At 34.1% G+C, this 16,406-nt stretch carries 10 protein-coding genes and 2 pseudogenes; 9 read left to right on the top strand and 3 right to left on the bottom strand.

Annotation, left to right across the window (positions count from 1 at the left end; genetic code table 11):
* Window positions 1-243 precede the first annotated feature (243 nt).
* The 3 genes from F6K27_RS14655 to F6K27_RS14645 all read right to left on the bottom strand — a co-directional run bounded on the left by F6K27_RS14655 (window position 244) and on the right by F6K27_RS14645 (window position 3,653).
* Window positions 244-477, bottom strand: a complete 234-nt coding sequence (locus F6K27_RS14655; protein ID WP_124146418.1) for a Uma2 family endonuclease — start codon at window positions 475-477, stop codon at window positions 244-246.
* A 346-nt stretch (window positions 478-823) separates the two neighbouring features.
* Entirely contained in the window at window positions 824-2,245 is a 1,422-nt protein-coding gene (locus F6K27_RS14650) for an NAD(P)/FAD-dependent oxidoreductase (RefSeq protein WP_287276876.1), read from the bottom strand.
* A 925-nt stretch (window positions 2,246-3,170) separates the two neighbouring features.
* A complete protein-coding gene (locus F6K27_RS14645; protein ID WP_287276875.1) occupies window positions 3,171-3,653 on the bottom strand; it encodes an ABA4-like family protein in 483 nt (160 codons plus the stop codon).
* Between the two features lie 32 nt (window positions 3,654-3,685).
* Between F6K27_RS14645 and F6K27_RS14640 the strand changes: the two genes are divergently transcribed.
* From F6K27_RS14640 to F6K27_RS14600, 9 genes and pseudogenes are all read left to right on the top strand, one after another.
* Window positions 3,686-4,999: a serpin family protein gene (locus F6K27_RS14640; protein WP_240039155.1), complete on the top strand. Its 1,314-nt coding sequence runs from the start codon at window positions 3,686-3,688 to the stop codon at window positions 4,997-4,999.
* Between the two features lie 189 nt (window positions 5,000-5,188).
* Window positions 5,189-6,256, top strand: a pseudogene (locus F6K27_RS14635) (serpin family protein).
* Between the two features lie 226 nt (window positions 6,257-6,482).
* Window positions 6,483-7,598, top strand: a pseudogene (locus tag F6K27_RS14630) (serpin family protein).
* A 724-nt stretch (window positions 7,599-8,322) separates the two neighbouring features.
* Window positions 8,323-10,218, top strand: a complete 1,896-nt coding sequence (locus F6K27_RS14625; RefSeq protein WP_287276872.1) for a serine/threonine-protein kinase — start codon at window positions 8,323-8,325, stop codon at window positions 10,216-10,218.
* A 779-nt stretch (window positions 10,219-10,997) separates the two neighbouring features.
* Window positions 10,998-11,267, top strand: coding sequence for a hypothetical protein (locus F6K27_RS14620; RefSeq protein WP_287276870.1), 270 nt, complete (start codon window positions 10,998-11,000; stop codon window positions 11,265-11,267).
* 244 nt (window positions 11,268-11,511) lie between these two features.
* Window positions 11,512-11,688: a hypothetical protein gene (locus F6K27_RS14615; protein WP_161564687.1), complete on the top strand. Its 177-nt coding sequence runs from the start codon at window positions 11,512-11,514 to the stop codon at window positions 11,686-11,688.
* Window positions 11,676-11,858, top strand: a complete 183-nt coding sequence (locus F6K27_RS14610; RefSeq protein ID WP_287276868.1) for a hypothetical protein — start codon at window positions 11,676-11,678, stop codon at window positions 11,856-11,858. Before F6K27_RS14615 ends, F6K27_RS14610 begins: the two co-directional genes overlap by 13 nt.
* Window positions 11,859-12,227: 369 nt before the next feature.
* Window positions 12,228-12,587, top strand: a complete 360-nt coding sequence (locus F6K27_RS14605; protein ID WP_287276867.1) for a hypothetical protein — start codon at window positions 12,228-12,230, stop codon at window positions 12,585-12,587.
* A 546-nt stretch (window positions 12,588-13,133) separates the two neighbouring features.
* Window positions 13,134-16,070: an efflux RND transporter permease subunit gene (locus F6K27_RS14600; RefSeq protein ID WP_287276865.1), complete on the top strand. Its 2,937-nt coding sequence runs from the start codon at window positions 13,134-13,136 to the stop codon at window positions 16,068-16,070.
* The last annotated feature ends 336 nt before the right edge of the window (window positions 16,071-16,406 follow it).

Raw genomic sequence — 16,406 nt, 5'->3', positions numbered from 1 at the left:
AGGAGGAGAAAGAATTACAAAGATGAGGGTAGTTATGACGATTGAAGATTTTTTTTATGTCCAATTAAACGGATTTGATATTATAGCAATTCCCAAGAAGCGTGAGGTACAAAATTCCTTTGCTTTAGGGAGTAGGGAGTAGGGAATAAAAAAGAAGAAAAACAACTGTACCTCAGTAACTTGAGAAATGCTATATACCTACCAATTCACTTTAATGATTTCACAAATAGTTTCCTGAAATTACTATAGAGTCAAAATTTCCAGTCTATAAAATATTAACTTTAGAATACGATAGGGTAATTTCATCCTCGTGTATTCTAGAGTTAATTCTTGAATAATAAATCCGGTAATATCTTCATGTTTGCCTGTGGGTTGCATTTCGATAATTTTACCTTCATGTAATTCATAACATCTACTTTCGGGTAGCCATTCAGTAAATTCATCAAAAGTTATTAGTTTTTGTAATAATTGAACCATAAATAATCTTGCTTTTTCTTTTTTTATAAAACCATTCCTGAAAAGTAAGTATAGCAATTCCCATATTGGTCTTGTAATGCGTAAGTCCTAATTAAGATCAAAAAATTGGTGGTGATACATTTTCATTGTTTGTGCATTGTAATTATTTTTGTTACGAGACACCGTAGTGGGAGCATCTTGCTCCCGTACCAAGAATTTTTTATTCCTATCTACAATTACGCGAGCAGGACTACCAAAAAATTATTATTTGCTCACCCTATGAATCTACTTAACTTATAAGGTGCTTTGCAACGCACCCTACAATTGCTTTTAAATTTACTTTCTTCCTTCTTCCCTCTTCCTTCCTTTAAAAAGACCTTCTCCAATTAAAGAACTTCTCTAAGAAATTCTGCTGCCATAAATTTTTGGCATATTTCTGCTTTTTCAAAAATAAACCAGCTTTACTATTTACCTCAGATAAAGTCGGATAAATATGAATCCCAGTCAAAGCAGAAACAGGCAACTTATTCGACATTGCCAAAACAATTTCATGGATTAATTCACCAGCAGAAATACCAACTAAATGCGCCCCTAAAATTTCTCCATTTCCTCTAGTAATAATCTTACCAAATCCAGTTGTAGCTGCCTCAGCTTGAGCGCGGTCTACACCAGAAAAAGGCTGCTTCAATACACAAACATCATCTCCAAAACGTTCCCTCGCTTGCTGTTCTGTTAACCCTACCCTTGCCAATTCTGGGTCAGTAAAAGTTGCCCAAGGAATAACCCGATAATTAGCCTTACTAATGGGAAAAAATAACGCATTTGTTAAAGCAACAACTGCTTCATGACCTGCTACATGAGTAAACTGATAACCACCAATTACATCACCACAAGCATAAATTTTAGAATTCGTAGTTTGCAGCTTTTCATTAACAATAATTCCCTGCTTTCCTACTTCTACACCAGCAGCATCTAAATTCAAAGATTCTACATTAGGCAACCTACCACCAGCAACCAAAATCTCATCAACTATAATATTTTTTCCACCTGCCGTAATTACTTTTTTCCCATCCACAACTTCTACTTTTTCCGCCCTAGTTTCTGACAAAATCTTAATACCTTCGGACTCAAATTGTTCCTGTACAACTAGAGCAGCTTCCGGTTCTTCCTTCGGTAAAATATGACTTCTACTAGAAATAATAGTCACATCACTACCAAGACGAGAAAAAGCTTGACCCAACTCGCAACCTATCGGTCCAGCACCAATTATTGCCAAAGAATTTGGTCTTTCTTGGAGAGAAAATACCTTTTCATTTGTCAGGAAACCAGCAGAATTTAACCCATCCACAGATGGAATTGCAGGTCGAGAACCCGTAGCAATAACAAAAGCTCTAGCAGTTAATTTTTTACCATCAACTTCAAAAGTTTTACGGTCTATAAACTTACCTTCCCCAAAAATAACTTCAACACCTAAACCTCTAAATCTTTCTGGAGAATCATGTGGTTCAATATTAGCTATTACCTGTTGAACATGACCAGTTGCTTTAGCAAATTCAATTTCTGGAGGTTGAGTATAAATGCCAAACCTAGAAGCATTTTTTACTTGATAAGCAACACGAGAAGCATGAATTAAAGACTTACTAGGAACACAACCAAACCACAAACAATCACCACCAAGACGGTCACGTTCTACTAATGCTACCTTAGCTTTAAGTTGAGCAGCAGCAGAAGCTACAACTAAACCCCCCGAACCACCGCCAATAATCACAATATCATATTCAACTGCCATAATTTTACCTCTATAAAAATGGGAAATTACAAAGAAGGAAGAAGGAAGAAGGAAGAAGGAAGAAGGGAAAATTGCTGATGGATAGTCAACGAAAGGCTACTTCGTGTTTGATCGCCCTAAACAGAAGAAGGTAGAAGGCAGAAGGAAAAATTGCTTACTACTAAAAGTAGATTAATAAATAGCTTTAATATCAAAAAAATACGATATTTAATAGTATTAATTAGTGGGGAATATCCCAGAAAAGCAACTCCGCATCTTCAAACCTTCCCCTCCCACTATTCCCAGTATTAAAGAACTCATAAATTACCGAATAATTAATAATTAAATAATTAAATAATTAAACAATTCAGCTTTATTAGCCTCCCCTTGAAAGGGGAAAAAAATAAATTTTTTCCTTATTGGTCAATCCTCTCCCTAAAAGGGAGAGGTAATTATCCATTATCCATTAATGAACTACCACTTCAAATCTCAAATCCAATAATTATTTAGTAAGCATTCCGCAGGAAATGCTTACATTATTTATTTAACTCTCAAAATATTAGTCAGGTATGAGAAACTACTGAAGATTAATTAAGAATCTATAAAATTAACAAACTATTAGACTTCTCGAGAAAAGAGAGAGTAGGGAGTAGGGAGAAATAATTGATAATTTCTGTACGACAATTTATTTGATTTTTGATTATTAGAGATGTCTATTAAATACACCCCCTGAATTTTACTGAATAATTAAGGTTTAAAGCCTCTCCTTTCAAGGAGAAACAAGCGGTCGTTAGCGCAGCTTCCCGTAGGGTGGGATGGCGATCTTCGGAGCGGGTCTGTAAGAACGGGTCTCCTCGCCATATCCAATCGACCAAGAGAGAAAAAATTTTCATTATTAGTCAATCCTATCCGTTTTCAAGGAGAGGTAATAATTAATTATTAATTATTAATTATTAATTGTTGAAACTTGTTCTACAGTGGGTGTTGTAGTTGTATCCTCTGTAAAATTACCGAAGAATTTCTGACTAATCCAATAGGTTAAAATATGAGATAATAAGCCAAAAGGTCCGGCAAATAAACAAAGAATTATTGAGTGGATAGTCCAAACACCAGTACGTTGTCCTTCCCAATAAATCCAACGACCGACAAATAAATCCATGACCAGAAAATGAATCCATCCTGTTGCTGCAGCAGATTCTTCTCCAAAGAATTTAGCAATATCTGGCAAAGTAGGGTTGGATAAAGCAGCAGCAGATTCAGGGGTAATACTACTAATAAGTAGGTAAAGATAAAGGACGGCTAATAATACAAACGGAATAAAAGATTCCATGATTTTGCGAGTAACTTTCCAGTTAGGCAAAAATATTATTAATGTCCAAAATGGTAATACAAATAAGTTAGCACCGTTGAAAATTAGATCGATTGTCATTGTTAGTTATTGACTCCAGTAGGGGTAAGAAAATGTTGAAAGAACTTTTAAATAAATGTTATGCCATTTCGGCAAAAATGTCTCTAGGGACGATGGCTATAATTATCATTATTAGTATCTATAATTTGCCTGGAGTTGCAATAAAGTTAAGGAATCGGGAATTTCATACTGATAATCAGACAAATTCCCGACAGAATATATTCGCTAAAATAGAAGATATGGACATCAGTATGAAATTAGTTTCCGCTAATAATAGATTTGCCTTTCAACTATTTTCAGAAATTCAAAAATCACAATCAAATAAAAATATTTTTATCTCTCCGAGCAGTATAGCGATCGCTCTATCAATGACCTACAACGGTGCCGAAGGAAAAACCAGAGATGCTATGACTAAAGCATTAAATTTTCAGGGAATGAGTTTAGAAGAAGTTAATCAAGCAAACAAAGAATTAGGCATTTTATTAAATAGTTTAAATCCAGACATTAAATTAGATATTGCCAACTCAATATGGACCAAAAAAGGGATGTCTTTTGAGCCAACATTTATGCAAAGAAATCAAAATTTTTATCAGAGCAAGGTAAGTCAAATAGACTTCGAGCATCCTAGAAGTCCTGAAATTATCAACAATTGGGTCAACGATATTACTAAGGGCAAAATTGATAAAATCATCGAAAAACTCGAACCTAATACAGTGATGGTTTTGTTAAATGCTATTTATTTTCAAGGCAATTGGGAGCAAGAATTTGCAGAATATTCCACAAAAGAACAACCTTTTTATCTACCGAATGGCACAAAAAAACAACATCCAATAATGTTTCAATCATCTAGATATTTATATTACGAAGATGAAGAATTTCAGGCAGTAAGTTTACCCTATGGAGAAGGAGGAGTAAGTATGTATATATTCCTTCCCAAAGAAAAAGTAGGATTAGACAGATTTTATCAAATTTTAAATGAGGAAAACTGGGAAAATTGGATGCTGCAATTTGACTATTGTAAAGTAAATCTAGGCTTGCCAAAATTTAAAACCGAATATGAAATTACCCTCAATGATGCGTTGAAATCTTTAGGAATGGAGATAGCTTTTAACAAAAATAATGCTGATTTTTCTGGGATGCGTCCTATTCCACCAGAGTTATATATAGATGAAATTAAACATAAAACATTTGTGGAAGTTAATGAAGCAGGAACAGAAGCAGGAGCAGCGACCAGTATAACTATGGGAGTAAGAAGTGCAGAGATACCTGTTGATATGTTAGTCGATCGTCCCTTCTTTTTGACAATTACAGAGAATGATTCTGGCACTATTCTATTTATGGGAGAAATTACAAATCCAGAAAATTAGGGTGCATCTCAATGAGTGAATAAAGCCAAAAATTTATCGCTTTTAGGCAACAGGCAACAGGCAACAGGCAACAGGGAATATATAGGAAAAAAGTATTTTTGCAAATGAATGCTTACAATCGGAGATATAGACATGATTGAGAAATTAGTTTCTGCCAATAACAAATTTGCCTTTCAACTATTTTCATAAATTCAGAAATCCCAGGCAAATGAAAATATTTTTATCTCACCCATTAGCATAGCGATCGCCCTATCAATGACCTACAATGGCGCTCGGGGAAAAACTCAAAAAGCTATGGCTAAAACTTTAAACTTTCAGGGAATGAGTTTAGAAGAAATAAATCAAGCAAACAAAGAATTAGGAAATTTGTTAGAGAGTTTAAATTCAGAAATTAAATTAAATATTTCTAACTCAATATAGACTAAAATCGGAATACCTTTTGAGCAAAACTTTCTACAAATAAACCAAGAAATTTATCAGAGTCAAGTAAGAGAAATTGACTTTAAAAATCCGAAAACTCCAGAAATTATCAATAAGTGGATAAAAGATAATACCAAAGGCAAAATTGATAAAATAATTGAAACACTAGATCGTGATTCAGTCATGGTATTGTTAAATGCTATTTATTTTAAAGGAAACTGGCAAAAATAATTTGATAATTTTTCTACCCAAGAGCAGCCTTTTTATCTATCTAATGGAATGGAAAAACAACATCCAACAATGTTCAAATTATCTCAATATTCATATTATGAAAATCAAACTTTTCAAGCCATTAGTTTACCTTACGGAGAAGGTCGCGTCAGTATGTATGTATTTCTCCCCAAAGAAGAAATAGGATTAGAAAAATTCCATCAAACTTTAAATGAAGAAAATTGGGAAAATTGGATGCTAAAGTTTGAATCTCAAGGAGTCACATTAACTCTACCCAAATTTAAAAATGAATATGAAGTTACCCTCAATGACATATTAAAAGCTTTGGGAATGGAAATAGCTTTTGACAGAAAGAAAGCAGATTTTTCTCGAATTCGTCCTATTCCTCCAGAGTTATATATTGATGAAATTAAACATAAAACATTTGTGGAAGTGAATGAAACAGGAACAGAAGCAGCATCAGCTACCAGTATAACTATGATAGCATTAAGTGCTATGGTAACAAGTTTAAATATGTTTGTTAATCGTCCCTTCTTTTTTGCTATTAGAGATAATAATTCTGGCACTATTTTGTTTATGGGAGAAATTACAAATCCAGAAAACTAAGATTCAGCAATTAACAATTAATAATTAATTATGGCCTTAGTGGAGCTTTGTGCTAGGAAAAGGCCGTTTTGCTCTGCAACATGAAACCCCCTACCACCAAAATATTACAACTGAAATGAGATTGCTATATTAGCTTTCATACTTTTACTAAATTCAGAGCAGCAAAATAGTAAATAATTATTTGAATTTGGTATGATTGTATTAGCAAAAATTTAGATATATAGACATGATTGAGAAATTAGTTTCTGCCAATAACAAATTTGTCTTTCAACTATTTTCAGAAATTCATAAATCACAGATAAATGAAAATATTTTTATCTCACCGAGCAGTATAGCGATCGCCCTATCAATGACCTACAATGGCGCTGCGGGAAAAACTCAAGAATTTATGGCTAAAACTTTAAATTTTGAGGGAATGAATTTAGAGGAAATAAATCAAGCAAATCAACAATTAGGAAATTTCTTAGAGAGTTTAAATTCAGAAATTAAATTAAATATTTCTAACTAAATATGGACTAAAATCGGAATACCTTTTGAGCAAAACTTTCTACAAATAAACCAAGAAATTTATCAGAGTCAAGTAAGAGAAATTGACTTTAAAAATCCGAAAACTCCAGAAATTATCAATAATTGGGTAAAAGACAAAACTGAAGGCAAAATTGAGAAAATTATTCAAAAACTCGAACCCGAGGATGTCATGGTGTTATTAAATGCTATTTATTTTCATGGCAATTGGGAAGAACAATTTTCTGAATATTCTACTAAAGATATGCCTTTTTATTTAGCCAATGGAACTCAAAAACAACATCCAATTATGTTCCAATCGTCAAGACATTTATATTACGAGAATCAATATTTTCAGGCAGTGAGTTTGCCCTATAAAAAAGGTCTGGTTAGTATGTATATATTTCTCCCCAGGGAACAAGTCAGTTTAGAGGGATTTTATCAAGTGTTGAATCAAAAAAACTGGGAAAATTGGATGAAACAGTTTGAAAGTTACGAAGTTAATTTAGGTTTGCCAACGTTTAAAAATGAATATGAAGTGACTCTCAATAATATGTTGAAATCTTTAGGAATGCAAATAGCTTTTCAAGGTGGAAGAGCAGACTTCTCTGGAATGAGTCGTGAGAAGTTATTTATCAGTGAAGTTAAGCATAAAACATTTGTTGAAGTGAATGAAACTGGAACAGAAGCAGCAGCAACTACCAGTGTAATAATAACATTGGAAAGTGAAGTAATAACTGTCGATATGTTAGTTAATCGTCCTTTCTTTTTTGCCATTAGAGATAATAATTCTGGCACTATTTTGTTTATGGGAGAAATTACAAATCCAGAAAATTAGACTTCTTGCAGAAGTCAGGGAATAGTGAATAGGGAATAGGGGATATAGAAGAAAAAAATGGGAAAAGCAGATTAATTGATTTTCACACCTCACCAGTCAGGGGAAACAAAGTAGTCATTTTGGAGCTTCATAAAATGAAATGACTATTGCGACATACGCAACATATTGAAAATATCACCACTCACATCCGAGTGCTTCACAAAATGGGAAAAGCAGATTAATTGATTTTCGCACCTCACCAGTCAGGGGAAACAAAGTAGTCATTTTGGAGCTTCATAAAATGAAATGACTATTGCGACATACGCAACATATTGAAAATATCAACACTCACATCCGAGTGCTTCACAAAATGGGAAAAGCCGATAAATTGATTTTCATACCTCACCAGTTTAGGAAACAAAGCAGTCAATCATTGAGAAATTAGTTTATGCCAATAATAAAATTACTTTTCAACTATTTTCATAAATTCATAAATCCCAATGATTAATAAATCAAAATTACGAACTTAAGGTAATTAGTTAAAACCACTATCACAGTCACATCATCAGCTACCCTGTAGAGATAATAGATTAAATTAAATATAACCTCTGATTTTTAACAGAATTAAATTATCCTTAACCTTTATACCCCTAAACCTATAATTTCGATTTTTGTAACGGAAAGTTCAACTTAAATATAATGAAATAACCCTAACTTGGACCAAAACTAACCATAATCCCTGTTTATGAATAACCCTATATATCCCGGACTAATACTCACTAACCGCTATAAAATAGTCAAACAATTGGGACATGGTGGTTTTGGACGCACCTACCTCGCAGAAGATAACCATCGTTTCCAAGAACCCTGTGTACTCAAAGAATTTGCCCCCCAAGTACACGGTAGTTATGCCTTACAAAAATCCCAAGAATTATTTGAAAGAGAAGCAGGGGTACTTTACAAATTGCGACATCCACAAATACCCGGGTTCCGAGAAATGTTTCGCTTTAAATTAGATGGAGAAGGATACCTATTTTTAGTACAAGATTATGTAGAAGGTAAAACTTATCGTGCTTTGCTAGAAAACCGCAAACGTCAAGGCACTTTTTTTAGCGAAACAGAAGTAACAAAATTTTTACTCCAAATATTACCAGTCTTAGAATATATTCATAACTTGGGAGTTATTCACCGCGACATTTCCCCAGATAATATCATTCTGCGAAGCTCCGATAAACTGCCAGTATTAATAGATTTTGGTGGAGTCAAAGAAACAGCAACAAAAGTAGTATCTGAATATGCTCATGGTATTTTGCACCAAGCAACAAGGTTGGGAAAAGTCGGATATGCACCAGACGAACAAATGCGACTAGGAATGATCAATGCTAACAGCGACCTATATGCTTTAGCAGCAACAGTCTTAGTATTACTGACAGGAAAAGAACCCTCTTTTTTAATAGATCCTTACAATTTAACCTTTAACTGGCGCAAGATAATTAGCATTAGTCCAAATTTAGGTAATGTGCTAGATAAAATGTTAGCTCCTAAACCAAGCGATCGCTATTCTACAGTTAGTCAAGTTATAGCAGACCTTGAAAATTTTGCTTCTAGCACTGACCTAGCACCTACCCAAGCAGCGCCAAATGTCATCCCCACTCAACCTATTACCGCAGATCAAATCTCCAATGTCACAACAACACCAGTTTCCCAAATTCCAGTTGCGACTAATAACACTCAAAAATTTTCAATTTGGTCAACAATTTTATTAGTATTAGTAACAATATTTAGTATGGGAGGAATAGGTTGGGTAGCTGGTAATTTTTGGTTAGAATACAACTCTAATCAAAAAGATAAAATTATCAAAGAGAAACCCCAAGAATTGAGCGATCGCCTCCAAAAATCTGGCATTGAAGAGTCTTTCTTTTTTCCTTTAGTAGATGACTTTTTCTACGCTAAATATCCTCAAAAAAAAGGGCAAACTTTGAGTGATGAAACTTCAGAAGATAAATTATGGAAGTGGCGGTGGTATGAAATAGCAAACCAGTTACTTAACAAACTAGAAACACTAAGTTTAGATGCTCGTCGTAGATTAGGAAATTATAGTAAAGATGATATTTATCGATGGAAGTCTCAACTTAGTAGATTAAACATTAGTAGTACAGCTTTTAACGATCTAACCGATGCTAGATTTTTTTATTTATTCTCAGAACAACCCCGTGGAAAAAACATAATTGGTTTACCCATGGGTCAAATTTGGCAAGCGATCGCTACCGATACAATGAAAGCTTTACAAAGTAGAAAATCTTTAGAAGAAATTCGTTTTACACCAGGTTCATTTAGAGAAGTTGTGAATGGTAATTTACAACCAGGAGAAGGTAAAATTTATTTAGCATGGATACAAGCAGACCAAATTTTACGCGTCAGGTTACGAGTTAATTCTCCAGAAGTTTTCTTATCTATTTATCCTCCTGAAAAGTATCGTGGTAGGTCTAGAGCATTAGTAGAAGATCGAAATATAAATCTATGGAGGGGTCAAACTCTAACCTCTGGTTATTATCAATTTGTAGTTGTTTCTAATTCGGAGCAACCTATAGAATATTTTTTAGGAGTAGCTGCTAGAGATAGAATTAATCGTAGGTATTAGAGGAAGAAAGGGGAGTTGGGGAATGGGGGAGTGGGGGAGTAGTAAACATAAGAATAATATACACTTACTTGCTAATAATCGCTCTTAACGTTATTGAATTATACTAACTACTTAATTATTGAAGTCTTGCATAAGTATAGTAGTTGAAGCAAAGAGCGCGAACAGATCAAAAGCTTAAAACTCAGACATTCCTTCTACCTTCTACCTTCTGCTATTTAAATCGAAAAGAAGAGGAACAGGGAACAACTTGATAATTTTGATAAAGTCGCTGAAATACTTCTTGATAGTAGGGATATTTTGCCTGAAGTTGAGCGAAAGTTGTTGAAATCATAAATCCTTGAAAAACAATACTATAGGTATCCCAAGAAAAACGGGAATCATCTATTTTGAAATTCCCATCATTTATCAACCTAAAAAATTGTGCATAGAATTAGGTATCTGGTTGCGCAGCATTCCCTCATAAAAGGCTTTTTAAAATTAACAATTAATAATTACCTTTGCTTAAAAGGGATAGGATGAGCAAAAATATTTTTTGTTCTTATTTATTCTTCAAATAATAACCTTTAAACCTTAATTATTCAGTAATATCATGTCCTGATAATTAGTGATAAAAAACTTTCTCCTGTTCTTCCTCTTTATTCTTCTCTCCTGACTCCTGACCCCTGACTCCTGACTCCTCCCAAGTTCTTGACACTCTCAGAAAAATTATGAGATAATTGGAATAAGAATCAAACTATTATCTGAAAATTAATTATTCACAAAATCAGTTTAGGAGGTCTATGTTAAAATACGCAATTGTTGCTTTGATAACCCTGGAGTTAGTCTTGCTAAGTGCATTAGTTAAAGTGCCCGCTAATGCAAATATTAGAGACCCAGAAATTTTTACTTGGGATTATGCGTCTTTAAGTAATACTCAGGTTGTTTGTAAAAAGGTAGTCTTTCATCCTACAAATCGGTGGATACCAGAATCATCAGATATCGAGCCTATAAATATTAATTCTGTAGTAGTAAATGATAGTTATTGTTCTAACTTAACTAAACCTGTTTAACATCATGTCCAGATGATTATTCTCATAAAAAACTGTAGGGGTATATTTATAGATCGAGAATGTTCTACTTAACAGAAATATTTATGCTTAAATCTACCCCTATCTCAGATATAGAAAAAAATCAGAGAACAAACTTAAAAAAATTGGAAAACCGGGTTTTTGGTGACATAAATCCGGTTTATCTATATGATGTTATAAAATTATGGTAAAGTTCTTATTGTAGATTATATGAGGTAAAAAAAATATGAAATATCGTGTCACTCTTAATCGTAGGGATATAATAGTCGAAGCAGGAAGTAAAGAAGAGGCAGCCGAACAAGCAGCAGGTAAGATTCATCAAGGGGAAAAAATTAACAGGATTAAAGAGGTAGAGTCATCGGAATCTAAGTCTGGCTCTTGGTGGGAAATTTGGTTAGATTAAGTATTGAAGAAGGAAGAAGGAAAAAGGAAGAAGCAAGAATAAAAAAGGAAAAAGTGGATAGCGACAGTGTTCGACAAGCTACTTTGTGTCTACAAACCCCAAGCAATTGTAAACACCGTTTAGATGGCCGGGTATTAAACCCAAAAGAAAAAGATAAATTGACAATATAATAGGGTTTTGCATATTGATTAAGTACATTAACTAGACTACATTTTTGCTCTATATTAAGCAAAAAAATTAAAAGCTAATATCTTACTGCTAATGACTATAATTTAGGCATGAGGTTAAGAGATTTGAGAAAAATTTTATTTTTTCTATTACCCGATCGCCTCCCCCATTTTATAATTGAAATTTACTCTAAAAAGTTGTCAGTTGATGGATAATTATACAGCAATAATCAATAATAGATTGAGGTTACTTAACATATATAAAATATCAAAAAAATGTTTCCTAATTATCAAAAAATTTACACAATTTAGCTTAAGTAATTATTATAAAATATCCTCTCTTTCCGGTCTAACAAAGGACTAATTCTTAGGATGAAAATTAGCTGCCAACAACAACCTTTAATTACTGTTTTTTTATTAACCTTGGTAAGTATAGCTTACTGTAGTTTACTGGTGAGTGAAGCAAAAAGTCAAACTCCCAAATTACTATCTCAAAACGAATATCCTCAAGATTTTACGGAGGTTTATCAAGCAAGTTGTAAAATTAATGCTGTGACAAAAGGATTATCAACAGAACAAGCTGAAACGCTATGTGATTGTACCCTGAATCAGTTTCAATCTAAATATACCTTAGAAAAATTTCAGAAATTAATGAACAAAGCAGCAAAGGAGGAAGCGCCAGAAGAATTAATAGAAGTTGGAGAGATTTGTGCTGAAGAGTTAATAAATTAGGTGATATATGTTCAACAATTAATAATTAATAATTAATAATTAATAATTACCTCTCCTTGAAAACGGATAGGATTGATTCAAAGGAAAATTTTTCTTCTCTTGGTCGATTGGATATGGCGAGGAGACCCGTTCTTGCAGACCCGCTCCGAAGATCGCCATCCCTCGACCGCTTATTATCCCCTTAAAAGGGGAAGCTTTAAACCAAAATTTTTCGGTAATTCAAAAATTAATACTTACAGCATATTTCGGGCAAATGAGGTACAGGGTAAATGATGAAAATATTGTAGTGAGGCAATCTAGCCATCTTCGGGGTGTACCTCACGGGCAACGGGAAGCGCTGTATCTCTGGTGAAAATTATCAGAAAATTATTAAGATTGGCTAATAGGATTTTTGGCGTTGCTGATTTGAGATATGATATCATGTCCGGATAAGAGGGCGAGCAAAAATTTTCTCTTTCTTTATTCCCTCCTGACTCCTGACTCCTGACTCCTGACTCCTAAGTAATTTAAGATTAATATGGTACACTAATTCAGCAACGCTCAAAAATGAAACAATCTACAGCAAAAAATCTACGACAGCGCTGGAATATTTCCAGATGGGCGATCGCTAAACCATGGTTAACTATTTGTTTTTGGTTAAGTGTAGTAATAGCAGGTTTTTTTGCCTTTAGTAGTCTCAAATATGGCTTATTTCCAGAAGTCAGTTTTCCAGTAGTGGTAGTACAAGCAACAGCAAATTTTGACAATACTATCGAAACAGAAACGCAAATTACAACTCCCATCGAAAAAGCTGTTAAAATCCTCGAAACAAAAGGGATGTATGAATTACGCTCCTCAACATATCCAGGTCAAGCAGTTATCAACATAGCTTTTACTACCCTAAACAATTTAAAATCAGCAACAGCAGATGTGGAAACTGCTCTCAAACAAGTACCTCTCCCTCCAGAAACTAATTTAGACATAATCAGTCTTGACCTCAATGAGTCAGCAGCAATTAGCTACGCCATTATTAGTGACAGTAAAACTCTCAGAGAATTAACTGCCATTGCTCAAAATCAAATTATTCCTACTATTTCAAAATTACCGGAAGTTTTAAAAGTCAACCTACTTGGTGACGCTTCCTTAAAACAAAAAGATACTGACACATTGCTCCCTAACACTTTCCCAACTTTAGTCAGTTTCAATCATAAAAATGCCATAGCTTTCCAAGTAGTAAAACGTGCTGATGCCAATACTTTAGAAGCTGTAAGTAAAGTAGAAGCAACTGTAGCAAAAATGCAGTCTGACTTGCCAGAAATAAAACTCGCCTTAGCAGAAACTCAAGCAGACTATATTCAGGAAGCAACCCAAGCTACTATTGATGCTTTATTATTAGCAATTATTCTAGCAGTAGCAGTCATTTTTCCATTTTTACGGAATTTCCCTGCCACCATAATTACAGCTTTAGCAATACCTATTTCTCTATTAGGTACTTGTATTGTCATGGCAATATTTGGATTTAACCTAGAAACTATTACCCTCCTTGCCTTAGCAATAATAATTGGAATTATTGTTGATGATGCTATTGTAGATGTGGAAAACATTGCCAGACATCTCGAAGCAGGAGAAACTCCCAAACAAGCGGCCATCAATGGTACTGATGAAATAGGTTTAACTGTTGTTGCTTCTACCTGCACTATTGCCGCAGTATTTCTCCCAGTCGCTTTTATGGGGGATACCCTTGGTCAATTTTTTCAACCCTTTGGTTTAACAGTTTCCGCCGCAGTATTAATTTCTTTATTAGTCGCCCGCACTTTATCCCCAGTATTAGCAGTGTGGTGGTTAAATGAAGTCAGAAGTCAGAAGTCAGAAGGCAGAAGGCAGAAGGCAGAAGGCAGAAGGCAGAAGGCAGAAGGAAATAATAATGAAGTTAAAAGTTATCTGACACAAGATGGTTTATTAAATCAAACACCAATTAGAAGTCAGAAGTCAGAAGGAAATTATGATGAAGTCAGAAGTCAAGAGTTAGAAGAAAATAATAATGAAGTCAAAAGTTATTTGAAACAAGATAATTTATTAAATCAAACACAAAAGTGGGAGAACACTTTATCCCATCAATACCAAAAATTACTTAACTGGTCCCTAGACCATCGAAAAGTTGTCATAGCAATAGCTTTACTCAGTTTCATCCTTGGTATGGCAATGATTCCTCTAATCCCTAAAGGTTTAGTACCCCAACTAGACCGAGGAGAATTTAATATTACCTACACTTACCCTCTACCTAATTTTGCGAAAAATACTGAAAATTTTCCTCCACCCCAAGCAAATCAAGCACCTGCCAATAACTCAATTTTTCCTGAAGGAGCATTTAATTGGATTAGCGGTCTAACTCAATCTCCCACTAGGATCTTATTAAGAAAATCTCGTAGAGTAGCGCAAAATATCGAGGAAATTGTTTTATCCTCCCCAGAAGTAGAATCAGTTTTTAGTATTGCAGGTTTCCAAGGCGAACCAAATCGTGGTAAAATATATGTAAAACTCAAAAAAGAGCGATCGCTCACTACTGCCCAAATACAAAAGCAAACTCGTAAAGCTTTATCTGAGTTAAAAAATATTAGTGTTAGTGTGGAGGATATTCCATTTGTTGAGACTGGTGCCGGAAAACCTTTTGAGGTAATGTTATTAGGAGATAATCGAGAAATTATCTACAATACAGCTCAAAAAATTCAAACTCAAATTGCCAAATTACCAGGATTTGTCGATTTAACTATTGCGCCTCAGTATAATAATTTCGATAACCCCATGGAAATAACTCATCGCAGTCAAAAGCAGGTTATCTATATTACAGCTAATCTCTCTGAGGGTTTAGGATTAGGAAATGCTATAGATTTAGCAGTAGAAATAGCTCAACCAATTTTACCTCCAGGTGTCAAATTAGACTTAGGTGGAGATTCTTTGAGAGTTGGGGAAGTCTTTGGTAGTTTTTTTGTGACTTTAGGTTTCTCTGTTGTATGTATGTTGACGGTCTTAGTGTTACTTTTTGGTAGATTTTTAGAACCCTTGGTAGTAGGTTTGTGTTTGCCTTTGTCTATTGTGGGGGCAATGTTAGGATTATTATTTACTCAGAGTGATTTTGGCGTTATTTCCCTACTCGGTCTAATTTTTCTCCTCGGTTTACTGGATAAAAATGCTTTGTTATTGATGGATTATATTAATCAACTGCGTCAGTCAGGGTTAGAGCGCAGACAAGCTATTTTGCAAACTGGGTTGGTGCGACTGCGACCCATTTTAATGACAACAAGTTCGACAGTGTTAGGAATGTTGCCGATCGCCTTGGGATTAGGAGCAGGAGCAGAATTACGACAACCCTTAGCTGTGGCAATTATTGGAGGGTTAATTACTTCTACTTTGTTGAGTTTAATTGTAGTTCCTGTGTTGTACACTTTATTAGAAGATTGGTGGAAATTGAAATTATCAGGACTTACGCAAAGACACTATATATAGTGCATAGTAATTTTGGCGATCTTCACTAATAGTTTTGTGCGATCGCTTGAGTTTTAATTAAAAAAACTTCAGCTATTCAAGTTAAACAAGTTTCATTTTAATTGAAGGATATTTCAATTCTGAGACTAGATAATCTGATAACAATTCATGCTTAACTTGATAAATATAGCAATGAGCGCTGGCATCTTTACATGTTACATAGATATTTGCAATGTAATATAAAAGTAACTGTATGAGCTGTATTTTTCATAAATTAGGCGATCGCTAAACCTTAAAGTTTTAAGGATGTCTGTAATGGTATTGATAATTTACAGTTTATAGCTTGAAATTGTTTAC

This window comes from Okeania sp. SIO2F5 (assembly GCF_010692685.1).
Lineage (GTDB): Bacteria > Cyanobacteriota > Cyanobacteriia > Cyanobacteriales > Microcoleaceae > Okeania > Okeania hirsuta.
The sequence above is the reverse complement of the archived record's forward strand: the minus strand, read 5'-3'. Positions and strand labels throughout refer to the sequence as shown.